The 24123-nt window shown below is 37.4% G+C and carries 17 protein-coding genes; 2 read left to right on the forward strand and 15 right to left on the reverse strand.

What is annotated here, in order from left to right; genetic code table 11:
- Nucleotides 1-1572: MBG domain-containing protein (locus tag FNW07_RS12105; RefSeq protein WP_144265637.1), on the forward strand; the 1572-nt coding region annotated here is incomplete at its 5' end.
- 106 nt (nt 1573-1678) lie between these two features.
- Here the strand turns inward: FNW07_RS12105 and FNW07_RS12110 are convergent.
- From FNW07_RS12110 to FNW07_RS12165, 12 genes are all read right to left on the reverse strand, one after another.
- Nucleotides 1679-1900: a hypothetical protein gene (locus FNW07_RS12110; protein WP_126744507.1), complete on the reverse strand. Its 222-nt coding sequence runs from the start codon at nt 1898-1900 to the stop codon at nt 1679-1681.
- A gap of 76 nt (nt 1901-1976) precedes the next feature.
- Nucleotides 1977-3065: a class I SAM-dependent methyltransferase gene (locus FNW07_RS12115; protein ID WP_126744508.1), complete on the reverse strand. Its 1089-nt coding sequence runs from the start codon at nt 3063-3065 to the stop codon at nt 1977-1979.
- A gap of 119 nt (nt 3066-3184) precedes the next feature.
- Complete coding sequence (locus FNW07_RS12120) at nt 3185-3607, reverse strand: response regulator (protein ID WP_126744509.1); 423 nt, start codon at nt 3605-3607, stop codon at nt 3185-3187.
- 267 nt (nt 3608-3874) lie between these two features.
- On the reverse strand, nt 3875-6274 hold the full coding sequence (locus tag FNW07_RS12125; RefSeq protein WP_126744510.1) for a thiamine pyrophosphate-dependent enzyme: 2400 nt from the start codon (nt 6272-6274) through the stop codon (nt 3875-3877).
- A gap of 190 nt (nt 6275-6464) precedes the next feature.
- Complete coding sequence (locus FNW07_RS12130) at nt 6465-9209, reverse strand: aminopeptidase (protein WP_126744554.1); 2745 nt, start codon at nt 9207-9209, stop codon at nt 6465-6467.
- A gap of 202 nt (nt 9210-9411) precedes the next feature.
- Nucleotides 9412-10140 (reverse strand): TIGR00730 family Rossman fold protein, encoded by a 729-nt coding sequence (locus FNW07_RS12135; protein WP_126744511.1) that lies wholly within the window; start codon nt 10138-10140, stop codon nt 9412-9414.
- Nucleotides 10141-10281: 141 nt separating this feature from the next.
- A complete protein-coding gene (gene uvrA, locus FNW07_RS12140; protein WP_126744512.1) occupies nt 10282-13113 on the reverse strand; it encodes an excinuclease ABC subunit UvrA in 2832 nt (943 codons plus the stop codon).
- A 308-nt stretch (nt 13114-13421) separates the two neighbouring features.
- Complete coding sequence (locus FNW07_RS12145) at nt 13422-16502, reverse strand: hypothetical protein (protein ID WP_126744513.1); 3081 nt, start codon at nt 16500-16502, stop codon at nt 13422-13424.
- A gap of 60 nt (nt 16503-16562) precedes the next feature.
- On the reverse strand, nt 16563-17300 hold the full coding sequence (locus tag FNW07_RS12150) for an outer membrane lipoprotein-sorting protein (protein WP_199745236.1): 738 nt from the start codon (nt 17298-17300) through the stop codon (nt 16563-16565).
- A 218-nt stretch (nt 17301-17518) separates the two neighbouring features.
- Complete coding sequence (locus FNW07_RS12155) at nt 17519-19303, reverse strand: chloride channel protein (RefSeq protein WP_126744514.1); 1785 nt, start codon at nt 19301-19303, stop codon at nt 17519-17521.
- 44 nt (nt 19304-19347) lie between these two features.
- The gene (locus tag FNW07_RS12160; RefSeq protein WP_126744515.1) at nt 19348-20016 is read right to left on the reverse strand and encodes a DNA alkylation repair protein; all 669 of its coding nucleotides are present in this window, start codon (nt 20014-20016) and stop codon (nt 19348-19350) included.
- Nucleotides 20016-20600: an ACP phosphodiesterase gene (locus FNW07_RS12165; protein WP_126744516.1), complete on the reverse strand. Its 585-nt coding sequence runs from the start codon at nt 20598-20600 to the stop codon at nt 20016-20018. Before FNW07_RS12165 ends, FNW07_RS12160 begins: the two co-directional genes overlap by 1 nt.
- A gap of 116 nt (nt 20601-20716) precedes the next feature.
- Here FNW07_RS12165 and glmM point away from each other — a divergent pair, with 116 nt between their 5' ends.
- Nucleotides 20717-22105: a phosphoglucosamine mutase gene (glmM, locus tag FNW07_RS12170; protein WP_126744517.1), complete on the forward strand. Its 1389-nt coding sequence runs from the start codon at nt 20717-20719 to the stop codon at nt 22103-22105.
- Between the two features lie 53 nt (nt 22106-22158).
- On the opposite strand, the gene FNW07_RS12175 is transcribed toward glmM, so the two are convergent.
- From FNW07_RS12175 to FNW07_RS12185, 3 genes are read right to left on the reverse strand one after another with little or no spacing between them, the layout of a single operon-like run.
- The gene (locus FNW07_RS12175; protein ID WP_126744518.1) at nt 22159-22695 is read right to left on the reverse strand and encodes a hypothetical protein; all 537 of its coding nucleotides are present in this window, start codon (nt 22693-22695) and stop codon (nt 22159-22161) included.
- A gap of 35 nt (nt 22696-22730) precedes the next feature.
- The gene (locus FNW07_RS12180) at nt 22731-23201 is read right to left on the reverse strand and encodes an SRPBCC family protein (RefSeq protein ID WP_199745237.1); all 471 of its coding nucleotides are present in this window, start codon (nt 23199-23201) and stop codon (nt 22731-22733) included.
- A gap of 22 nt (nt 23202-23223) precedes the next feature.
- Entirely contained in the window at nt 23224-23997 is a 774-nt protein-coding gene (locus FNW07_RS12185) for a hypothetical protein (protein WP_126744519.1), read from the reverse strand.
- Nucleotides 23998-24123: the final 126 nt, after the last annotated feature.

Below are 24123 nucleotides of genomic sequence, written 5' to 3' on the forward strand. Positions count from 1 at the left end.
ACCCATACCAACGCCGGAACTTATGCTACAGATGCCTGGGTATTCACCGATGTCACCGGAAACTATAATAATGCGAACGGAATAGTAAGTGATGTAATTGCAAAAGCAAATGCAACAATTAATGTTTCACCATATAATGTCACTTATAATGGCTTAGCTCGCACAGCAACTGGAACTGCAAGGGGTGTATTATCGGAAAACCTTGCAGGTCTTAATCTAAGCGGAACCATCCATACTAATGCGGGAACATATGCAACCGACCCGTGGGTATTTGCTGATGTCACCGGAAATTATAATAATGCGAATGGAACGGTAAGCGATGCTATCGCAAAAGCGGTATTAACAGTAACGGCGGATAATAAAGCTAAATATTGTGGTCAGGAAAATCCGCCTCTGACGGTGTCAATAATTGGATTTGTGAATAGTGAAACTTCAGCTGTGATCGACGTTCTTCCTACAGCAACTACAGCAGCAGATGTAAGCAGTATTCTAAGTTCATACAGTATTATTCCAGCAAATGGTGTGGATAATAATTATAGTTTCAACTACGCTAATGGAGTTTTGACAATTAACGGTGTCACCATAGACGCTAATGCCAGTAGCACTCCTATACCATTAGGATCTACTGCTACGCTGTCGGCAAAAGTTACTCCAGCAGTAGCGGGAGTTTTGGTAAAATTTTATATGGATGGAATTTTAAAAGCAACTGTAACCACAAATTCATTAGGAATTGCTACTTATGCCATAAGCGGGCTGGCTGCCGATGTTTACAAAATTGAAGCAATTGCCGGTGGTGGATGCGCCTCTTCCATTGCCTATTTACCGGTATATGATCCGAATGGCGGTTTTGTGACAGGTGGAGGTTGGATTAATTCCCCAGCAGGGGCATATGTTGCAAACGCTACCTTGGTAGGTAAAGCTAATTTTGGATTTGTCTCTAAATATAAAAAGGGATCCAATGTTCCTGAAGGAAACACAGAATTTCAATTTCAAGCAGGTAATTTAAACTTTGCAAGTTCCGCTTATGATTTGGGATCGCTTGTTGTCGCGGGGTCCCAAGCCATTTATAAAGGTGTGGGAACTATTAATGGAACTGGTCAGTATGGCTTTATGGTATCTGCCGTGGATGGTCAAGTTAACGGAGGTGGTAATATTGACAAATTCCGCATTAAAATATGGAATAAGATTACTGGCGCTATGGTTTACGATAATAATTTAGGGATGGATGATAATGGCGTACCCACAACTGTTTTAGGTGGCGGCTCCATTGTAATACATGATCCTAAGAAAACTGCCAGAATGGAAACTGCCACTACTGTAATAGCTACACCATTTAATGTTGTAACGTATCCAAATCCTACAAACAGTGAATTTAACCTGGTTTTAGAAACTGATACGAGCGAAAAACTATTTGTTGAAGTGTATGATCTTCTTGGTAGAAAAGTGAAACAAATGGAAGAAAATTATCAGCAACCAATCCGTTTTGGTAACGATTTACCTGCAGGATCCTATATTGCCATAATCAAACAGGGAGTAAATGTAAAAACCATTAAATTAATTAAACAAAAATAAATCAATCAAATAATTAAAAAATCCATTCAGTTGATTCTGAATGGATTTTTTTTTGTTGGCATGAAAATAAAAAAGGACAGTTATTAAAGCTGTCCTTTATTTAAATCTATTTTTTTACTTCAATGTCTACACCTTCTCTATCCACTCTTACGGATGTTCCCTTTTCAGGAAGTGGTGCGGGTGGAGGTGGTGGTGGAGCAGGTACGATAATTTTTTCAGGTGGAGGTGCAGGGGTCACAATTACTTCTTCCTTAACCACTTCTTCTTTTTGCTTGCAGGAAACCATGATCATAATGGATACCATTCCCAAAAGGATTACTCTTTTCATCTTAATTTTTTTTAAATTGGTTTCTACTAATATAACTCAAAAAATATGATTTTTATTGTTAATAAGACAATGGATTTTAAGAGAACCTTAATCCGCTCAGTTCTCTTGTGGCAATCCCTTTCTGTTGGATGAGTACTTTAAATTTTGTCCCCATATCCATTAGAAAAGTATGTGTTAAAATGGCTTCCTTAAGTGCGGCCTGGCTGATATTTTCGTTTTTTTCTTCCTGTTGTCTTAGATATTCTTTAAAACCCAAGCCTAATAAAAATCGAGGCTGATCTGTAAAACCGCAGATTCCAATTTCATTTTTTAAACCCCAATGTGTCAACGCTGAAAAATTAACATGAGAGGTGATGTCCTGATGTCCAATGTCGATGTAAGGATGACTATTGACTTTATGTTTGCTGTAACACATCAAAGTCCCCCAACTTCTTTTAGGACTATATAAATCATCGGAAAGATATCCATAATCGATGGTGATGATAAAGCCTTTTTGTAACGATAATGCTATTTCTTTTATCCATTGGATTGCCTGAAGATTTATTTCGGCATGAAATTCTTTTGGTAATTTCACTCCCAACTCTGAAAAATAATTGGTTAAGGATTCATCCGCAGGTTTTAATATTTCGATAAAATCATCTTGGTAGTCTATAAAAATTTCCATGAGTTTTTCTTTCATAATGACCTGATGGATTGAAAAGGTGTCCAATAATTCATTTGAAATTATACATCCGTTAATTTTTCCAATTTCTGCAATGGATTCGTGCCAACTGACTTTTTCATGTAAATGGGCTTTCTCTTTTTCGCACATAGCGCGGCTTTTCTCGATAATGCAGTACTTCAGATTTACGTATAATTTTTGATTGTTCTCAAGATAAACCAGAATGTCGTGGCATAACGCGCCGGTACCAGCGCCATATTCGACTATGGTAAATGGGATCTGATTCATCAAATTCCACATTTCTTCTATTTGTTTTCCAATCATGGCCCCAAAAGCGGAAGTGAGGTTGGAACTTGTGTAAAAATCCCCATTTTTACCAATTTTGTCTTTGGTGGAAGCATAATATCCCAACTCAGGATAGTATAATGCCATTTCCATAAAAGCTTGAAAGGAAATAGGACCTTCTTTTTTAATTTTTTCTATTATAATATCAGACAATGTCATGACAGTCGAGGTTAAAAATGGAATTTGAAATAAGATGATATGCGATAACTAATACTCGTAAATTTACTAAAAATAGTATATAAACTATTCAGAATAAGTAAATTATCTTTAGAAATTAGTTATGAAGTCCCCGAACTGCTTAAAGAGAAATTTTTTATAATATGCAAAAACTTTTCTTTGGTCATCGGTTTGACAATGAAATCCGAGACCGAACTTATTAATTTTGATTTTTGTAAATCAGATGGGTCAATGGAAGAAGAGACGATAAATATCGGTATTTCTTTCGCCAGTTTAGATTCTAGTTTACGATATTCGTCCAGGAAAGCCCAGCCATCCATTACTGGCATGAAAAGATCTAAAAGAATAATGTCAGGAAGTAATTCTCTTTCGTTCTGAACCGATTTCAAAAATTTGATGGCATCAAGTCCGTTCGAAAATAAATCAATGTCTTTTACGAGCTTGGTTTCACAGATGACTTTTTGCGTTAAAAACTGAAAAATCATATCATCATCAATCAAGCATATATTTTCAATTTTTTTCATGACTCATCATTTTTAGAGAGCTTAAGGCGCAAATTTACTTCCTTTATATGGCGTAATTATAATACCGGGCAAACCAATTTGGAGTAGGCACCAAATGCATGTTTATATCATTTTGAAAAGCATAGCAGTCAATAATGCTATACTACAAATATAAATTTATAATAGAAGAGATGAATACGGTTTTTCTGTAAAAATTGTTAAAGTAGTCACTTATGCGGCCTGTATCGGAAAATAAAACTGCATAAATGACTAAATATTAATTGAAGTTTAGTACAAGCTTGGGTAATCAGCAGGATTGGCTTCATGCATCATCGCATATACTTTTTCATAAATATCTTCAACAGAAGGTTTTGAGAAGTAATCACCATCGGTTCCATAAGCGGGACGATGGGCTTTTGCAGCCAAAGTTTCTGGTTGGCTATCCAATACCATGTATCCTTTCTGCTCATCAATAATTTGCTGTAGTATAAACGCTGAAGCACCACCGGGAACATCTTCATCAATCACTAAAAGACGATTTGTTTTTGTCAAAGATTTAACGATATCGTGGTTGATGTCGAATGGTAATAAGGATTGAATATCAATAATTTCAGCATCGATACCCACTTCCAGTAATTCTTTCGCTGCCTGTTCAACCAAACGTAATGTAGATCCGTAAGACACTAATGTGATATCATTACCTGATTTTATAGTTTCAACAACTCCGATGGGTGTTTTGAATTCCCCTAAGTTGGTTGGCATTTTTTCTTTTAATCGGTAACCGTTCAAACATTCGATAACTAAAGCCGGTTCATCGGTTTCTAATAAAGCATTATAAAAACCGGCAGCTTTGGTCATATTTCGGGGTACCAAAACATGAATTCCACGAACAGCATTGATAATCATTCCCATTGGAGAACCTGAGTGCCAGATTCCTTCCAAACGGTGACCACGGGTTCGTATAATTAGCGGTGCTTTTTGACGCCCCGATGTTCTGTATTGTAAAGTGGCTAAGTCATCGCTCATAATTTGGATTGCATATAAAAGGTAATCCAGATACTGTATTTCGGCAATAGGACGTAAGCCTCTCATCGCCATTCCGATTCCCTGTCCTAAGATAGTGGCTTCACGGATTCCGACATCGGCAACACGAAGTTCACCATATTTTTCCTGCATGCCTTCCAAACCTTGGTTAACATCCCCAATGTTTCCGGCATCTTCCCCAAAAATCAACGATTCAGGATATTTTGTAAAAATGGCATCAAAATTATCACGCAATACCAGACGTGCATCTACATCTTCTGCGGAAGCATCATATGTTGGCTGCACTTCTTTGACAGAAAAAACATTATCATCAGATTGCGAAAATAAGTGGGAACTGAATTTGGGTTGAATTTTATTGGTGTAAGCCGTTATCCATGCCGCTAATTCCGTTTTTCCGTTTTCTTTTACAATCAAGCGCAATATTTTTCGGGCTGTCGTTAAGATATCTTTACGAATCGGCTCTTTAATGGAAGCTAAATCATTTGCAGATTTCTCAATAAAAACTTTATTAGAGCTTGAAGCGACAAGAGAGTTTAAAAGTGCCAGCAATTCCTGTTGTTCCTCTTTTACCGGAGAAACAAACGCGGTCCATGCTGCTTTTTTACCTTCAAGAACATCTTTTTTGGCTTGCATATCGATAGCATCCAGTTCTTCAGCTGTAGCGAAATTATTCTCAATAATCCAATGTTTCATTTTACGTAAACAATCGAAATTACCTTCCCATTCCAAACGGTCCGCGTTTTTATAACGCTCGTGCGATCCTGAAGTGGAATGTCCTTGCGGCTGCGTTAATTCCTGAACGTGAATCAATACCGGAACGTGCTCTTCGCGGGCAATAGCTGCTGCTTTTTGATATGTGTCTACTAATGCAGGATAATCCCAACCTTTAACGATCAGAATTTCATACCCTTTATTATCTTCATCTCTTTGGAACCCTTTCAGGATTTCAGAGATATTTTCTTTGGTTGTCTGATGTTTGGCATGTACGGAAATTCCGTATTCGTCATCCCAAACGCTCATTACCATCGGGACCTGAAGTACTCCGGCAGCATTGATGGTTTCAAAAAATAAGCCTTCAGAAGTAGAAGCATTTCCAATAGTTCCCCAGGCAACTTCATTTCCTTTTTCAGAAAAATTGGTTTGGTTTATTCCGGAAACGTTTCGGTATATTTTAGAAGCTTGAGCCAATCCTAACAAACGTGGCATTTGCCCTGCTGTTGGAGAGATATCAGCGCTCGAATTTTTTTGTTGTGTCAGGTTTTTCCAATTCCCTTTTTCGTCCAATGAATGGGTGGCAAAATGCCCGCCCATCTGACGACCTGCACTCATAGGATCATGCGCTAAATCGGTATGGCCATACAAACCGGCAAAAAACTGCTGGATAGTCATTTCACCAATAGCCATCATAAAAGTCTGGTCACGGTAATAACCAGAACGGAAATCACCATTTTTAAAAGCTTTTGCCATGGCAAGTTGCGGAACTTCTTTTCCATCACCGAAAATACCAAATTTCGCTTTTCCAGTCAATACTTCACGTCTACCTAACAAGCTGCATTCTCTGCTGATGGTGGCCACTTTATAATCGGTTAGTACTTCCATTTTGAAGTCCTCAAAAGACAGGGATTTTGTTTCTGCTTGTGTCATAATGAATCGGTATTATTGAACATTGAAAAACAAAAATAAATAAAAACTATTTATTTTCATAATGCTTTGAATAAAATATAATTTAATTATTGATAATAGAATAGGAGGAACCGTGCTTTAATTTACGGAATGTTTAATTAATTTACTGAAACAATGAAAATAATTTAACAACAAATGATATTATCGTTATTTACAACCATTTTCTTGTAAAAAGATTGATTAGCGTTTTTGGATCAATTGTGACAACAAACCTGATTTTCTCATTATAGTTGTCTTGGGCAATTTCCCACCCATTATTAGAATATACCGGAAAAAATAATTCAAAATAATTAGTGACTAAATTAAGGCGGATACCACTATCGTAAACAAATTTTTCAGATTGGTGTCTGTTTTTTATAAAACCGGCATCTCCGTAGACTTCAATCCAATTCCAAATATTGAAACTTCCGTTTACCGTGGCTATCCATTGATTGGCAAAAGGCGTATCTAATTTTGATTTGAAACCACCCTCCGCCAAAATATATTGCTGACTGAAAAGCCCAGTGCTCTCTGATCTTCCATAGAAATTATAATCAAATAGGTAGTCGGTCGGACGGTCGAGTGCAAAACTAAAGAAGTCAGACTGGGTCTTATTGTATAAAAAGCTTCCCGCAAATAAACGCAGGTTGATCTGACGGTTGTCGTTAAATAGTCTCCTGTACCCAATTTCGCCTGATAGTTTTCCGAAATTCCCACCCAATTGAACGTCAGTTAAGAAATTAAAATGATTTGTAACTTCTGTGCGGGAATTGAAATATTTAGCATTAAAAACCGAATAATTTTCATCTCCACTATTTGTTATAAATTCGCTTTTCTCCCTGTTTACCAATACCTGGCGTATAGCAAATTGCTGTTTTCGGTTATCCCTGAAGTTGGGTTCCCGAATTTTAAAGGTGATGCTCGGATTGATTTTTAGATAGGTGGCATCTGGCGCATAGTGAAAGTAAGAACCTGAAACGGCATATCGGATATTGAATAAATTACTGTCCCTGTTGTTCTGGTTTGCAGCAAAAGAAGCACCACCTGAAAAGGTCTTCGCAGCGGTGGAATAGGAGGGATTAATATCAAATATGAATGGTTTGTCCAAAAGTGTTTTATTATGAAGCCTCATTCCCGGCGATAAACCATCATAAATATTGTATGTCAGTGTCGGAACATACATGATCTGATTATAATACGGATCTTCCATGTCTTTCATAAAATTAAATTTTATGGGACGATTATTTGGAAAAAATTTCAATGACCTCCAGTTGTTTCTCAAATTGTATTCCGGAACCTCGTTCTTGTAATTAAGAACGATTTTATCGACATTCTGTCTGTCCCATTTGTAAATACTATCAGGCGATGGCGCTGCAATCCACTTCTTAAAAATAACTTCGCCTTTTTTGATTCCGTATACAGGGATTGGAACCGTCACATTGGTTTTATTTTTGACCGAAAAAAATATCTGGTCTTTTGTTTTCGAAACGGCTGCAAATTTATAATCGATGATATCCCGTGAATCAATAATGGTATTGAAAAACCAATTGATATCGGTATCAGTATTCGATTTTAGAATAGTTTCAAAGTCAGTCCGGGTTACCTGCTTGGTTTTATTCAGCGCATAAAATTTATTGATACTGTTGTTAACAATATCATTTCCTAGATAATTATCCAAATACCTGAAGCTCAAACCCGAACGGTATTTACTGGCAATCTGTTCGTTGAATTTTATCAAAGTGTTTTTTGGATTACCCAAAGGCTGGTCCAAATTTTTACGAACCATCAGCATATAAAAATAACTATACTGCTCATTGAAATTGATATTGGCCAAATTATAGCTTTTCAAAAGCAGATAGGTAGACAGACTTCCGAGCATTTTACTGTCTGGGTGGTTTTGATCAATATATTTCATCATCGCATACACCTGAATCCCGTCATAAATCCAATTGTCTTTTCGAGGGTCGAGGCGAAGACTGTTTTTCAGATAATTATTTAGATATGTTTTTAAAAACTTAATTTCATAGATGAATTCATTTGAAAACGGACTCAGAAAAGACGGTAATTGATTTAACCCATAAAAAGGATTACGCTCATAATCCGTTTGGGCAACCGTGATTTTTTGATGGGGATATTGACCAATATGTTCATTTACAAAAGTGACCACATGATCTATGACAATCGCTTTTTGAATGGTATTTAAATTGTCATCTTTCAGATTCGTGACTACTTCAACCTGACTGTTTTTAAAAGTGTAGAAGGTTGATTTTGGTTCCAGGAAAACATTGAAATCGGTGCGGTTAGTTCCATTTAATTGATAAACTGAAAACATCTCTTCCTGAGTTGGCTCCAGCGTATTTAAATCCGTAAAAAGCTGCAGATTTTTGGGAACTTTGATGTCAATTTCAAAATGAGAAATCGCATTGGTGATATCATCCAAATTACTGTTATTGTATTGAACAAAAGCATGGTTTTCATAGCGAGCCGGAGTCAGGTACCAGTATTTTAAGTTCATCCCGCCTTTATCGGAATAACCATATTTGGTGAATTTATCGCTTGGAATTTTGGCGCTATAGGTTAGTGTTATGACGATTTTTTGATTCGGAAGCAGTTTGTCCCGAAGCTGTACTTTTATGAAATCTGAATTTTCTTCAGGTCTGGCCCACGAAAGAAGTAATTTTTCTGGTCCGATGATGGTCAGATTTTCGGTATTTCCTCGCTCTTCGTCTTTTGCCAAATGAAAACCGCGATAAAATTCATCCGAAAAACGTTTCGCCAAAGTAGTGGATTTCGAGGAATAGGCATGGTTCCAGTCATTCAATACAATGGAAGTCAGCGTATCGTCTGATTGATTGAAAAAGATAATTTCCTGCTGAATATTTAATATTTTACTCTCTGCATTGACCTCCACATTCATTTTGGAATTATGCTGGCCATATTGTTTTATGGAGACAAATAAAACAAGAATAAACAGTATTTTTTTTAAGGGTGATTTCAACTATTTTTTTCGAATTTTAAAATAAAGAATGCCAAGATACTTATATTAGATACAATTTTCACGATAGGTTGCTTAAAAATATCTTAAAAAAAGAAAGCTGTTTTTGAGACAGCTTTTTTACTTAGAAATTCGGACTTAAATTGTATTTTTTATAAAAGGTATCCAGCACCTCGATGACTTCATCTTCAGTGTCTACGATTTTTATCAGGTTCATATCTTCAGGACTTACTGTCGCATATTTGTCAATTAAGACGGCTTTTACCCAGTCCATCAGACCGCTCCAAAATTCCCTTCCGACTAATATAATTGGAAATTTCCCTATTTTTTTGGTCTGTATCAAGGTAACGGCTTCGAACATCTCATCCAAAGTTCCAAAACCACCCGGCATAATTACAAATCCCTGCGAGTATTTGACAAACATTACTTTTCTGACAAAGAAATAATCGAAATTAAGATTTTTATCCCGGTCGATATAAGGGTTGTAATGCTGCTCAAATGGCAATTCAATGTTCAGTCCAACTGAAGTTCCACCACCTAAGCTGGCTCCTTTGTTTCCGGCTTCCATAATTCCGGGGCCACCACCTGTGATGACACCATATCCGGATTTACTGATTTTATAGGCTATTTTTTCGGCCAGCAGATAATATTTCTCTTCCGGTTTTGTTCTGGCAGAACCAAATATGGTAACACACGGACCAATACGGCTCATGCTTTCATACCCATTCACAAATTCAGCCATGATTTTGAAAATTCCCCAAGAGTCATTCGCTCTTATCTCATTCCATGTTTTCTTTTTCAGCTTATTATGGATTACTCTATCCTCATCATTATCGAAATCTTCTAATCTCATTTTTTTATTTATAAATTTTAAATATTTTTTGGAGCTGTTTAGCTACGCTGAATCTTCGATGTCCGGCTGTCCATTATATCTTTTTATGGCAAAAAAGCCAGTAAAAGGATGCCGTTTCCATCCGGGCTAAAAGCAAACATACTAAATTAATTCTTTTTTTAAGAATTGAGCCGTATAGCTTTTTTTATTTTTAATAATTTCTTCCGGAGTTCCTTTCGCAACTACTGCTCCGCCACCTTTTCCGCCTTCTGGTCCAATGTCGACAATATAGTCGGCCAGCTTGATTACGTCCATATTATGTTCAATAATCAGGATCGTATTTCCTTTGTCAACCAACTTATTAATCACTTCCATCAGTACCCGAATGTCTTCAAAATGCAGTCCCGTCGTGGGTTCGTCCAAAATGTAAAAGGTATTCCCTGTGTCTTTTTTGGACAATTCTCCCGCCAGCTTAATTCGTTGTGCTTCCCCGCCCGAAAGTGTGGTACTCTGTTGGCCCAGCGTTATGTAACCCAAACCAACATCCTGAATGGTTTTCACTTTTCGGTATATTTTCGGAATGTTTTGAAAGAAAGGGACAGCTTCATCAACCGTCATATTTAACACATCTGATATAGATTTTCCTTTGTATCGGATTTCAAGTGTTTCCCTATTGAAACGTTTCCCCTGACAGGTTTCACATTCCACATATACATCCGGCAAAAAGTTCATTTCGATGGTACGCACCCCAGATCCTTCGCAGGTTTCACAACGTCCGCCTTTCACGTTGAAACTAAAACGTCCGGCTTTGTATCCCCGTATCATACTCTCGGAAGTCATTGTAAACAAATTCCTGATTTCTGTAAAAACTTCAGTATACGTTGCGGGGTTGGAACGTGGAGTTCTTCCAATCGGACTTTGGTCAATATCGATGACTTTGTCGATATGTTCCAAACCTTCAATTTTTTTGTACGGTTGTGGTTTTTTGACCCCATTGAAATAAAACGCATTCAAAATCGGGTATAAAGTTTCGTTGATTAAGGTCGATTTTCCGCTTCCCGAAACTCCCGTAACGCAAATCATTTTACCTAAAGGTAATTCGATGGAAACATTTTTTAGATTATTTCCTGTGGCTCCCGTTAATTTCAATGATTTTCCATTGCCTTCACGCCTGGTTTTCGGAATCTCGATTTTGCGTTCCCCATTTAAATAGGAAGCCGTTAACGTATGCTCTTTTAAGATTTCAGCAGGTGTACCTTTGCTGATGATTTCACCGCCATGTTTTCCTGCTTTTGGACCGATATCAATTACATAATCCGCGCGTTCGATCATGTCTTTATCATGTTCTACAACGATTACGGAATTTCCCAAATCGCGCAATTGTTCCAAGGAATGAATCAGTTTTTCGTTGTCCCTTTGGTGCAAACCGATACTTGGCTCATCCAAAATATACAAAACCCCAACCAATTGCGAACCTATTTGCGTAGCCAACCGGATCCGTTGTGCTTCTCCTCCGGAAAGGGATTTGGAACTTCGGCTTAAAGCCAAATAGTCTAAACCAACATTCATAAGGAAGTTCAACCTGTCATTGATTTCTTTGATGACTTCCGTGGCAATGACCAATTGCTTCTCGGATAGATTATGTTTTAAATCATGGAACCACAAGGTCAGATCCGAAATATCCATATTGGATAAATCAGCGATATTCTGTTCGTTGATTTTGAAGAAAAGCGCTTCTTTTTTCAGACGGGTTCCTTCGCATACCGGGCATTTGACTTCATCCATGAATTCTTTCGCCCATCGTTTGATGGAGGTGGAACCGCTTTCGTCATATTGGTTTTTGATGAAATGGGAAATCCCTTCAAATTCGATTTTATAGTCTTTGGTAATTCCTAAAACTTTTGACGCCACCGAAAATTTTTCTTTTCCGCCATTCAGAATCATGTCCATTGCTTCTTCCGAAATACTTTCAATAGGATCGGTAAGTTTGAATTCAAATTTTTCGCCTATAATTTCCAATTGTTTGAAAATCCAGGAACTTTTATATTCACCCAAAGGTGCAAAACCACCTTTTTTTATGGACAGTTTCGAATTGGGTATAATTTTCTTTAGGTTGATCTCATTGACCGTCCCTAAACCTTTACAATGTTCGCAGGCTCCTTTTGGGGAATTGAATGAAAAAATGTTGGGTTCCGGATTTTGGTATGAAATTCCGGTGGTCGGGCACATTAAATTCCGACTGAAATACCGAACTTCATTGCTGTCCTGGTCTAAAATCATCAAGACATTTTCACCATGATACATCGCCGTTTTGATACTTTCCGTCAAACGTTTTTCATTTTCCGGAGTTCCATCAACTACGATTCTGTCAATGACGATTTCAATGTCATGGGTTTTATAACGGTCCAGTTTCATTCCGGCCGTAATCTCTTTGATTTCACCATTGATGCGGACTTTTACAAATCCCTGTTTCGAAATCTGGACAAACAATTCGCCATAATGTCCTTTTCTCGCCCGAATAATCGGTGCCAGAATATTAATGCGTTTGCCGTTAAAATCTTCGGTAATCAGTTCTTTAATTTGGTCGTCATTGTAACTGACCATTTTTTCACCGGTATTGTAGCTGTAAGCATCCCCGGCGCGGGCAAAAAGTAATCTTAGGAAATCATAAATCTCAGTAATTGTCCCTACAGTAGACCTGGGACTTTTGCTGGTCGTTTTCTGCTCTATTGCAATAACAGGAGATAATCCGTCGATTTTATCAACATCGGGACGCTCCAATCCACCCAGGAATTGACGGGCATACGCAGAGAATGTTTCGACATAGCGGCGCTGGCCTTCCGCATAAATCGTGTCAAAAGCTAACGATGATTTTCCGGAACCCGAAAGTCCGGTAATCACAACCAGTTTTTCACGAGGAATGAGGACGTCTATATTTTTTAGATTGTGTACCCGCGCGCCAAGGACTTCGATGTTATTGTCTGAATCTAGCATAAATTAAGGAGCAAAAAGCAAAGTTACCACTTTGATTTATTCTTTCGATGCAACCCTTGGGAAGATTTTGTTAAAGGTGATTTTATTTTCTCCGAGATTTTTTTTTGTTAAATGATTTATCCTTTAGCCCCGATGGGATCAAGTATCCTTTTTTGTCAGCATTTTTGGCTGACAAAAAGATACTGTGGACAGCGGGAAAATGAATACTAATTATGCCCAAGATTTTTGCTCCGGCGAAACTGAAAAGTATAGTATAAAAAAAAGCGTTAACATACTTGTTAACGCTTTTTTGTTGAATTTGATGAATGTTATTCGGTTACAAATTCCGTAAAAGGCTTAAGTGCAAAAGTAGTATTGGTTTCTTGTGCTTTCTTTTGATAAGAGGCTTCGTGTTTGGATTTCAAACCTTTAAACTCTTGAATTCCCTTTTCGAATAGTTGTTTGACGGCGTCCATGTTCTCCAGCTGTGAGGCTGAGGGTGCCATGAAACTGCTGGCGATACTGGCATACAATTCGCCCAATTTTTCTCTTAATTGGGGTTCAGCCGAACCCACGTAGTTGTCACCGGTTGTGATTACCAATTTGGCTTTAAGATTCTCGAAAGCAGTTTTAATTTTGGTAGCTTCTTTGGTATATCCTTTGTCTTTTTCCATCAGTTCGGTTAGCAAACTGGTGGTTTGGTCAATTTGATATACGGTATAGGCCAACTCTTCGTTCATGTTGAATAGTATCCGTGTAATTTGTTTTTCTTTTTGCCTGTCTGCTAAAGAAATACTGCTTTTTGGATCGTTTACTGCTTTTATTATGTGTGTGTAGGTTTCTTTCCCTTTTGTCAGCACCACTTTATAATTCCCTTCCTGAACTCTAGGAGCTGTAAATCCAGAATAAGAAAGCGTTTTCCCTGCGGCAATTTTGGGGCTTTTCATGTTGTAATTCCAATTGACAACATTGATTCCTTTTTGTTTTCCAGGGGTAAGGGAGGTAATTTTGTTGCCATTTTCATCTTGGATTTCAATATCCATTTTCCCTAAAGTATGGCGTTTTTTTAGGTAATAGATAATCTGAGCACTGGAAGAAGGATTATTTCCAACAAATTCCAATTCGGTTGCTGTTCCTCCAAAATTAGACTGCTCCTCTATTACTGCAGGTTTTAAATCAAAGAAATGCAATTCTTTATTTAGGACTACCTGATTGATCTGACGTAGTGGACTAATGTCGTCGAGAATGATAATTCCTCTACCGTGGGTAGCCATAATCAAATCGTTTGTTTTCTTGTTTAACTCCATATAGTGAATAGCTACCGATGGCATTTTGTTTGTAAAATGAGACCAATTGCTTCCACTGTCAATAGATATATATAACCCTTTCTCAGTACCTAAAAATAATAAATCTTCATTTATATAATCTTCCTGAATGTTGCGGACAAATCCGTCCACATCAGCAGTGATTATGGATTTCCATGTTTTGCCATAGTCGGTAGTTTTATAAGCATATGGCGCATAATCGTTTTTAGTATGTCCTTCGAAAACGGCATAGGCAGTACCTTCTCCAAAAACGCTGGCTTCGATATGATAACACCAGGTATTTTTTGGCAAGCCTGTGATGTTGGCCACAACATTTGTCCATGTTTTTCCGCCATCTTTTGTCACTTGGATGTTACCATCATCACTTCCTGCCCAAATGATGTTTTCGTTTAGCGGCGATTCTGCGATGGTAAAAAGTGTACAATGATTTTCGGCTCCCGAGTTATCTTTTGATAGGCCTCCCGAATTTTCCTGATTCATTTTTTTAGAATCATTTGTAGTTAAATCAGGAGAAATTTTTGTCCAGGTGCGACCCATATCTTCCGATTTATGAACAAATTGACTTCCTATATAAAGACGATCAGTTTGTTTCTTACTCACTTCAATGGGGGTATTCCAATTAAAACGCAGTTTGGGGTCTCCTTTTACCGCGAGTGGCTCAATTGTAATAAGTTCCTGGCTGTCAATATTGAAGCGCCATACGCTTTCGGCACCTTGCATTTCGCTATAAATAATGTTTTTTGATGGATGTTTTACCACTCTGAATCCATCTCCATGCCCTACGCGAGTCCAATCTCTGGCTTCGATGCCTCCCGGACTTTTTGAAGGTCCGTACCAAGACCCATTATCCTGTAATCCACCGTATACATTATAAGGTTCTTTATCGTCTATACTTACATGATAAAATTGAGAAACCGGTAAACTCCTTACCATTTCCATGGTTGAACCACCATCCCAACTTCTATATACACCACCATCGGTTCCACAATAAATACGATTACTATCCTTGTTGTCAAAAGTAATGTCATGAATATCACTATGCATATTGCCTAAACTTTTAAAAGTCTTTCCTCCATCTCGGCTAATTGAACCTGTTAATCCTCCTTTAACCACGATGTCAGCATTTTTTGGATCGACTGCAATTCTGGAAAAATAAAATGGTCGTACCACTAAACCAAAATCACTATTTAAATGCTTCCATGTTAAACCTGCATCATCTGACCGGTATAAACCATTCTTAACACTTTTCTCTGTTTCGAGTACTGAATATAAAATATTAGGATTAGTAGGAGCAATAGCAATGGCGATTCTTCCTAATTTACCTTGCGGAAAACCATTGTGTATTTTGTTCCATGTTTTACCGCCATCTACTGATTTGTACAATGCCGATTGTGTTCCTCCAGAATTGAATGACCATCCCGTTCTTCGGAATTCCCAAAAACTGGCATACATAATGTTGGCATTCTTTGGATCTATAATTAAATCGGAGCAACCTGTTTTTGCGTCAACGAAAAACTCCTTTTTCCAAGTGGTGCCTCCATCTGTAGTTTTATAAATTCCTCTTTCATCGCTATCTCCCCATAAAGATCCCAGTATTCCAACCCAAACCACATCACTGTTTTTCGGATCGACTACAATAGAGCTGATACGGTCGGATTTTGGCAAACCCATGTTTTTCCAGTTCTGTCCACCATCGGTAGATCTGTAAATTCCGTCACCCACAGATACACTATTTCTTGTCCAGGTTTCACCAGTTCCTACCCAAATATTTTGATCGGGTTTTGACGGGTCAATGGTTACACAACCAATAGATTGAATATGTTCGTCAAAAATTGGAGCGAAGGAGGCGCCGCCATCATAACTTTTCCATACGCCACCGCCGGCAGTACCCGTATATATTATTTTATTATTGGATGGGTGCATTTCAACGTCTGTAATACGGCCGCTCATCAACGCTGGGCCAAGATGTCTTGCGGAAATATCACCAAATAATTCTTTTCCTTTAAGGATTACTTTTTCTTGCGCAACAGTCATTGATGACCCAAAAAAAAGTAAAGTTGCTATTAATAGATTGATTTTTTTCATAAAATATAATTTAAAAAAAATCCCCAACTAATGTTGCGGATTGATTGTTATGATCTGCTATTATTCTGTTGGGAAAGCAAAAGCCTTGTCAGCAACTATAGGGTTTAAAGTTATTTTTTTAACTTTCATATTTTGTCCTCCCATATTCATTGCAAACGGGAAAAGCAGACCGTCAACTTCTTGGTAATCACTCATTGTAGAAATCGATTTTTGACCTTTCATAGGACCTTGTTTAATTTCTGTTTCTGTTGCTATTGCTAAAAAGTTTTCTGTATCAAAATAGTAATAGGTGATATCATCCATTTTTACGCCGTCAACTGTAACTGGTTTTTTAGTGAATTTTATTTTGAAACATTCCGTTCCTTCTTTAGTTTCTTTCCCAACAAAATCTGCCGCGTAACCTTTTGCTTTATAATCTAATAATGCATCCGGAAAATCGTTATTGCTTAATATAGCATTTGCTGTTGTTTCAGCGTCGCTTTTTTCCGCTTTCATCGTCATAAAATTAGTATTCCAAATGGTGTTGCCATCTGATGCCACTTGAGTAATTTCTTTACCTTGCATGGAAATTTTAACATACATTTTACCTCCAGTTAATTGCACCAGTTCAACAGGAATTTCCATACCCTGAGCATCAACCGTCATTTCCATTTTAACACCTTTAAGGGGTTTCAATTTTTCTATACCTCCAATAGTTGTAAAGTATTTTGAGATAACTTCATCTGCATTTTGAGCAAAAATCGGAGTGGTCATGGCAGAAAATAACAAAGCAATAATTGATAATTTGAATGTTTTCATTTTATTTCGTTTTTTGGTTATAAGGATTAGTCCTACTAATTAATACAAAGATTGCAATTTTTTTTATTAAAAAAAAGCTTTGTGGTTTCAAATTAGAACCGGTTAAATAACAAAAAATTAATTTAAATATTTAAACAATTCTCTTGAAACTATCTACAGAGTCTACATTAAATTTTTTGAAACTGGTTGTTTAAATGTTTTTATAATCGGCAAAAGGTTTATTCGATGGTCATTGATTTTAACTTGTCCCGATAGGCTTCAAGCGCGATGGACTTCGATATAAATCCATAATATTTTCCATTTTTCAATACCGGTAAAAAAGCAACTTTTCCTACTTCAAATTTATTCATCACGGTTTCCATATTATCATTGGATGTGACAATATCAGCGGGTGCAATCATAATTTCTTTTACGGAAGTGTACTTGACTTTGAAATTGCTGAAAATAATTTCACGGATAGTATTGAAATGTACAATACCCAGCAATTCCTTTTCTTTATTGATCACAGCAAAAATCACCTGATTGGAATGCGAAATCAAATCAACAAGTTTCTCCAGATTCTCATCCGGGGAGATGGTCAGATAATCGGTTTGTATGATTTTTTCGGTTTCTAAAGTGGAAAGAATATTGGTGTCCTTATTACTGGTAAAAGCATGTCCTTTTTTCGCCAAAACCTTTACATCCAAAGAATGTTTTTCAAAACGTTTAGAAATGGCAAAACTGATGGACGAAACAATCATTAGCGGAATCATCAAGTCATAACCACCGGTAATTTCAGCAATTAAGAAAATGGCTGTCAATGGCGCATGAAAAAGCCCGCTAAGGATTCCGGCCATTCCAACCATAGTGAAGTTACTGATAGGCAGTTTGGTCAAGCCTGTTAAATTTAAAAATTTTGAAAAGAAAAACCCCACATACGATCCCAAAAATAGGGAAGGTGCAAAATTACCCCCGTTTCCCCCGCTGCCCAAAGTGATTCCGGTTGCAAACGCTTTGAGCATCATCGTTAAGCCTACAAATATTAACAGTGCCCAGCTATTATTCCGAAAACCACTGAAGAGCGTATTATCCAATAACTGTCCGGGATCATTTTCTGATAAGGTTCTAATGCTTTCGTAACCTTCGCCAAAAAGAGTTGGAAATATGAAAATGATAATGGCCAGAAGGGAAGCACCAAATAATGCTTTTTTGTATGGTTTTAATTTAAGTCTTGCAAAAAAATGTTCTACCCGTTGAAAATTTCGGGTGTAATACACAGCAATAAAACCGGTAAATATTCCCAATGCTGCATAGAACGGAATATTGTGATAATCAAATGTCTGTTGTTGACGGAAAGACAATAAAATGGTTTCATCCAGCGCAATTACAGAAACTAAAGCTCCAGTCGCTGCGGCAATCATAATGGGAGTAAAGGCAGCAATGCTGACATCGACCAACAATACTTCGATTGCAAATAGAACCCCCGCTATCGGCGCGTTGAAAGCAGCAGCAATTCCTGCCGCAACACCACAACCAATCAGTAAGGTCCGGTCTTTATAACTTAGCTTGTATTGCTGGGCATAATTTGAACCGAAAGCGGCACCCGTAATCACAATTGGGCTTTCCAAACCTGCGGAACCACCCAACCCAACTGTTAACGAGCTGGTTATAATCTGTGCATACATTTGTTTTTTCGGAATGATACTGGCTTTTTGCGCAACGGCATATAAGATCTGTGAAGTTCCTTTTTCGATGGTTCCGCCCAAAACTCTTTTAACTACAAAAACGGTCAGCAAAATTCCAATTATGGGTAAAATACTGTTGATGAAACTCAATTTTAAAATACCATTGATGTAAGTGGCAAACGAAAAAACGGAGTGCGCAAATGTTTTTAAAACAATTACAGCCAAAGCTGCGGAAATCCCAACTAAAACGCTTGATAAAAAAATAAACTGCTTATTGGACAATTTACTCTGGGACCAGATAATTACGTTTTCAAGTTTGCTGAGATATTTTTTGATCATTTTTATTTTTAAAAGGAAGGCGAAATTATTACAATTTTATTAATTTATCCCAGCTTTTTCAGGGCTTCTTTCTGGCTTAAGGGTTTCAGATTATGCTCCGCGACAAACTTTTTCACTTCATCCGGATTGGTTTTGGCATATTCCCGCAACGACCATCCGATTGCCTTTTGAATAAAAAATTCCTTCGATGCGCTATGTGTTTGGCATTGGCGGAATAAAATAGCGGAGTTGGTGTTTGTTTTGTAATCCAATTGAAAAAGGAGCGCAGAACGATTAAGCCACATATTATCCGACGCCGAAAATTTAGAAATTACTTTTTCCGTTTCTTCAGGGAATTGAAGGAGAAAATTTCCCAGGAGGTATTTAGATAGAAAATCGACAGAATCCCACCAGGAACTTTTTAAGATCAATTTTTCAATCAGTTTGATGTCTTCTTTCCGATAGTTGTTTTTGAGTTCTTTTATCCCGATTTCGATAGCCGAATAATGAAATTCACGTTCTTTTTTATTGAATAGTTCCAAAGCGATCTCACGGACATTATTTTTTACCTCTATTTTGTGGTGCTTCCAGATTTCTTTTGTAATGTCTTTTCGCGGCTTTGATTTTATTCCGAAAAAACTAAAGAGATTTTTCATGTATTTTGCCATAGGGACAGCATTCTCAGGTTCGGCATTCAGAATGAAGGCATTTTCTAAGTCGGTGATGAAATTCATTATAGAATTGCCGTTTTATGTTGTACAAATGTTCGTAGTTCTTCAAAGAAAAGAGTAAATTCCTTCTCAAACTCATCGTAATATTCCTCAAGTTCTTTGACCGAATACTGCATATTGGAAGTGTGTTTGCTCCGCATATCCATCTGGCCTAATATACGTTGAATCCCAGGCACGGTACGATAACTAACAAGCCAGTTCTGAGTGGTCATATAAGGCAATAGTTTTTGAACCTTAGAAGTAAGCAATTCAAAATTATCCTGAAGAATATGATAAAAGGATCCCACAAATTCCTCCAACGGAGTTTTGGAATATCGCGTCCAGTTTTTAGCTAAAAAATGATCATAAAACACATCGATAATCACACCTGAATAATGGCCATACTTTTCATGTAAGCGATGTTTGCTTTTCCTGAAAATCTCATGTGCATCGGTAAATGTATCGATGGCGCGGTGCAATAAAATGCCTTTTTGGATATCCGGCGGGAATTGTTGGTAGTCATTCCCACGGATTCCGTCGGCCATAAAATTGCCTATTTTGATGAAATCTTCATCATTGGAAAGGTATATGTGTGCTAAAAAATTCATTCGTCTAAGGTAAGAATTATTACTGATGAATTTTGAATTTTAAATGGGTTTTAGAAATGACCAAATTGTTATATTTGTGAACAAATTTTTTATTCATTCCAAATCAAGAATAGTATATGACATTAATAAAATCAATTTCAGGAATTCGTGGAACCATTGGTGGAAAGGTAGGGGACAACCTTACTCCGGTTGATGCCGTAAAATTTGCTTCAGCCTATGGAACTTTTCTTAAAAATAACAGCAGTAAGGAAAAACTAACCGTAGTAATTGGACGTGATGCCCGAATTTCCGGTGCCATGATTCAGAGTTTAGTGGTAAACACTTTAATCGGTTTGGGAATTGATGTTATCGATTTGGGATTGTCGACAACACCTACTGTTGAAGTAGCTGTTCCTTTGGAAAAAGCGGATGGTGGTATCATCCTGACGGCTTCGCATAATCCGAAACAATGGAATGCCTTGAAATTATTAAATGAAAAAGGGGAGTTTTTAAGTGGTGCCGAAGGTTCCCAAATCTTGGAAATTGCGGAAAATGAAGCGTTCGATTTCTCGGATGTGGACAATTTAGGAACCATCACTGAAAATGATGCCTACATGGATATTCACATTGACGAGGTATTGAATCTTCCTTTAGTCGATGCGGAAGCAGTAGCCAAAAAGAAATATAAAGTAGTTGTGGATGCGGTAAACTCCACAGGAGGAATCATCATTCCGAAATTATTGGAGCAAATGGGAGTACAAGTCGTAAAATTATACTGCGAACCCAACGGTCATTTTCCCCACAATCCGGAACCATTGAAAGAACATTTGGGCGATATCTGCAAATTGGTCGTCGAAGAAAAAGCAGATTTTGGAGTAGTGGTAGATCCGGATGTCGATCGTCTGGCATTTATTTCAAATGATGGAGAAATGTTTGGCGAAGAATATACTTTAGTGGCTTGTGCCGATTATGTGTTGAGTAAAACCCCGGGAAATACCGTTTCTAATATGTCGTCGTCTCGTGCATTGCGTGATATTACGAACAGCCATAACGGAAATTACCAGGCAAGTGCAGTAGGTGAGGTGAATGTGGTGGAACTGATGAAAGCAACTAATGCCATTATTGGTGGTGAAGGAAACGGCGGAATTATTTATCCGGAATTGCATTACGGTCGTGATAGTCTGGTTGGAGTTGCCTTGTTCTTAACATATCTGGCAAATCAGGATAAAACGGTGGCAGAGTTGCGTGCCAGTTATCCTCAGTATTTCATGAGCAAAAACAAAATCGAGCTGACACCTGAAATTGATGTGGACAAGATTTTGGAAGGGATGAATGAAAAATACAAAAATGAAAATATTTCTACCATTGATGGTGTCAAAATTGATTTTGCAGAAAACTGGGTGCATTTAAGAAAATCGAATACAGAACCGATTATCCGAATCTATACCGAGGCAAAAACTCAGGATGAAGCCGATCAACTGGCATTGCGCATTATTGATGAAATAAAAACAGTCGCTGGAATTTAAAATAAAGAAAGCCCTTTCAATCTGAAAGGGCTTTCTTTAAATAAGTGATTACATTAGAATTGCATAAAAGTAGGTGCACAATACCCAGTTATGGTTTTAGAACCCCCTGTAGCCTCTTTTGTCAAAACCACATTGTTAAATACAATTTTGAAGTTATTATTACCATTGTCTGTAATAGTAACTGTTCCGGTTGCTGCATTTTCTCCATCGCCAAATGTCTCAGCAGAATTTGCAAAAACGCATACAGCATATGTTGATGGTAATGCAGAAGAATTAAAATCTAAATTGTAAGTACCGTCAATGGACTGACTGACAGGATAAAAAATAGATAAATTAATAGTATCAGCATCTTCTTCACTGGTAGAATTTGCTTTCACTATCGTAAACGTTCTGATATTATAATCGCCAGTACTTGTGCCAGCGTGAAACATGGTGGAATTATAGAAAGAACCTATTCCGCCATTGGCTCCAATAGGAAAAGCAACATCGTTTACAAACATCGTATCGCCGGATGTAGTTTCTTCACCGGTGCATTGGATGAATAAAAAAGCTAATACAAGAAAACTTAGAAATCGATAAATTTTTTTCATTTTGGTATTTTTTTTGTGCAAATATAAGTTCTTTATTATTTGCCGTATTGTGTAATTTCTTTTGGGAATTTATCCGCTATCAGATTCAGGTTGATGTTGTGCTCCATAAATGCTTTTAAACCATCCAACACGGTTGTAAAACCGCCCGTTGAATCTTTGATTACATCCAAAAGTTCATCACCGGTTTTATCAAATCCGTAGTTTTTAATTGTAACATACGTTGTGCTGTCCGTTAAGGCCTTGAACTCAAAATCTACCGTAGTTGCCGGCTGGCCCCATTCGATGCTGATAATTTTATTGTCCACAATTTCTTTTACCAGAATGTCTGTTGTAATCCCATACATATCCCATTCCCATGTGATTGTTTTTCCGATTTCTAATTTCCCGCTTCCTTTGGTAAACCAAAAATTCTTCGTGATTTCAGGGTCAATAAATGCGGAAAAAACTTCCGAAACAGGTTTTCTGATCAACATTTGTGTTTCTACGGATTTTGAATTTTTTGTCATCTTGTTAAGGTTGGTTCTGTATTTAAATCAGTGCTTTCGCTATTTTGAATCCTTTTGAAATATAATGTTCGCCATCCGGCCACAATGTTTCCCCTTTGGTAATCCACGAAATGCCGAAAGCTTCAATTGCAATAGCTTCAAACACAAATATCACCGGAAAATCACCTGCAATTTCATGAACCGGAGTGCATAAAAAATAAATTCCTAAAATAAGCACACAACCAATCATCGTCCATCCGCATACTTTAAAAACGATATTCCTTTTGGCTTTTTGCGTGCGATTGCCTTTGGAATCCACCAAATATTTTTTATTGGATTTTGGAAAATAAACCAATGAGATTATTGATAAGGTGATGAAAAATGTGACTGCAAACAGTAAATGTCTCTCCAGACCTAGAATTAACGGTACTTTTTCGTGAGCGGTATGTACGCTGAAGGAACTTCTGGAGTATTTCGTTACAGTTGGACTAAAAGCGATCCCAATACCACAGATCGCCGCAATGACAGTCCACATTTTTTCTTTCCATTCATATCCTTTGTATGTAAATAAAAATACAGACAGCATACTTAACATGACTACCAAAACATCACCATTACTGGTATAATAATAATCGCTAATTGATGGTTCGATGATTTTATCGCTGAAAGTTTTACTGGTAGTCAGCGCCAGCACAAAGGGCAGAAGCATCCCGCTGAACCCGATAAGATTTCTCATCGTCATATAGGAAAATACCAAATCATTGTTGTTTTCCTTGTTTCGGTCTGGTTTTGTGGCAGTGGATTTGATTTCAGGCATGTATGAGATAATTTTTGGCGTGCATTTCAGAGTGTTTTATTCGGCTCTGTCAAATATAAAAAAAAGAACAATCCACTTTTCAAAAATGTTAATGCCGACGTGCCAAATGCCTAAATCCGTAAAAAT

It is taken from the genome of Flavobacterium sp. GT3R68 (assembly GCF_007109225.1).
Taxonomy (GTDB): domain Bacteria; phylum Bacteroidota; class Bacteroidia; order Flavobacteriales; family Flavobacteriaceae; genus Flavobacterium.

What these genes read in the sequence shown, in the direction of transcription:
- FNW07_RS12120 (WP_126744509.1), bottom strand. Translation starts at nt 3,607, where the DNA reads ATGAAAAAAATTGAAAATATATGCTTGATTGATGATGATATGATTTTT.
- FNW07_RS12145 (WP_126744513.1), bottom strand. Translation starts at nt 16,502, where the DNA reads ATGAAAAAAATCAATCTATTAATAGCAACTTTACTTTTTTTTGGGTCA.
- FNW07_RS12130 (WP_126744554.1), bottom strand. Translation starts at nt 9,209, where the DNA reads ATGAATGTGGAGGTCAATGCAGAGAGTAAAATATTAAATATTCAGCAG.
- FNW07_RS12185 (WP_126744519.1), bottom strand. Translation starts at nt 23,997, where the DNA reads ATGCCTGAAATCAAATCCACTGCCACAAAACCAGACCGAAACAAGGAA.
- uvrA (WP_126744512.1), bottom strand. Translation starts at nt 13,113, where the DNA reads ATGCTAGATTCAGACAATAACATCGAAGTCCTTGGCGCGCGGGTACAC.
- FNW07_RS12135 (WP_126744511.1), bottom strand. Translation starts at nt 10,140, where the DNA reads ATGAGATTAGAAGATTTCGATAATGATGAGGATAGAGTAATCCATAAT.
- FNW07_RS12115 (WP_126744508.1), bottom strand. Translation starts at nt 3,065, where the DNA reads ATGACATTGTCTGATATTATAATAGAAAAAATTAAAAAAGAAGGTCCT.
- FNW07_RS12180 (WP_199745237.1), bottom strand. Translation starts at nt 23,201, where the DNA reads ATGACAAAAAATTCAAAATCCGTAGAAACACAAATGTTGATCAGAAAA.
- FNW07_RS12150 (WP_199745236.1), bottom strand. Translation starts at nt 17,300, where the DNA reads ATGAAAACATTCAAATTATCAATTATTGCTTTGTTATTTTCTGCCATG.
- FNW07_RS12175 (WP_126744518.1), bottom strand. Translation starts at nt 22,695, where the DNA reads ATGAAAAAAATTTATCGATTTCTAAGTTTTCTTGTATTAGCTTTTTTA.
- glmM (WP_126744517.1), top strand. Translation starts at nt 20,717, where the DNA reads ATGACATTAATAAAATCAATTTCAGGAATTCGTGGAACCATTGGTGGA.
- FNW07_RS12125 (WP_126744510.1), bottom strand. Translation starts at nt 6,274, where the DNA reads ATGACACAAGCAGAAACAAAATCCCTGTCTTTTGAGGACTTCAAAATG.
- FNW07_RS12110 (WP_126744507.1), bottom strand. Translation starts at nt 1,900, where the DNA reads ATGAAAAGAGTAATCCTTTTGGGAATGGTATCCATTATGATCATGGTT.
- FNW07_RS12160 (WP_126744515.1), bottom strand. Translation starts at nt 20,016, where the DNA reads ATGAATTTCATCACCGACTTAGAAAATGCCTTCATTCTGAATGCCGAA.
- FNW07_RS12165 (WP_126744516.1), bottom strand. Translation starts at nt 20,600, where the DNA reads ATGAATTTTTTAGCACACATATACCTTTCCAATGATGAAGATTTCATC.
- FNW07_RS12155 (WP_126744514.1), bottom strand. Translation starts at nt 19,303, where the DNA reads ATGATCAAAAAATATCTCAGCAAACTTGAAAACGTAATTATCTGGTCC.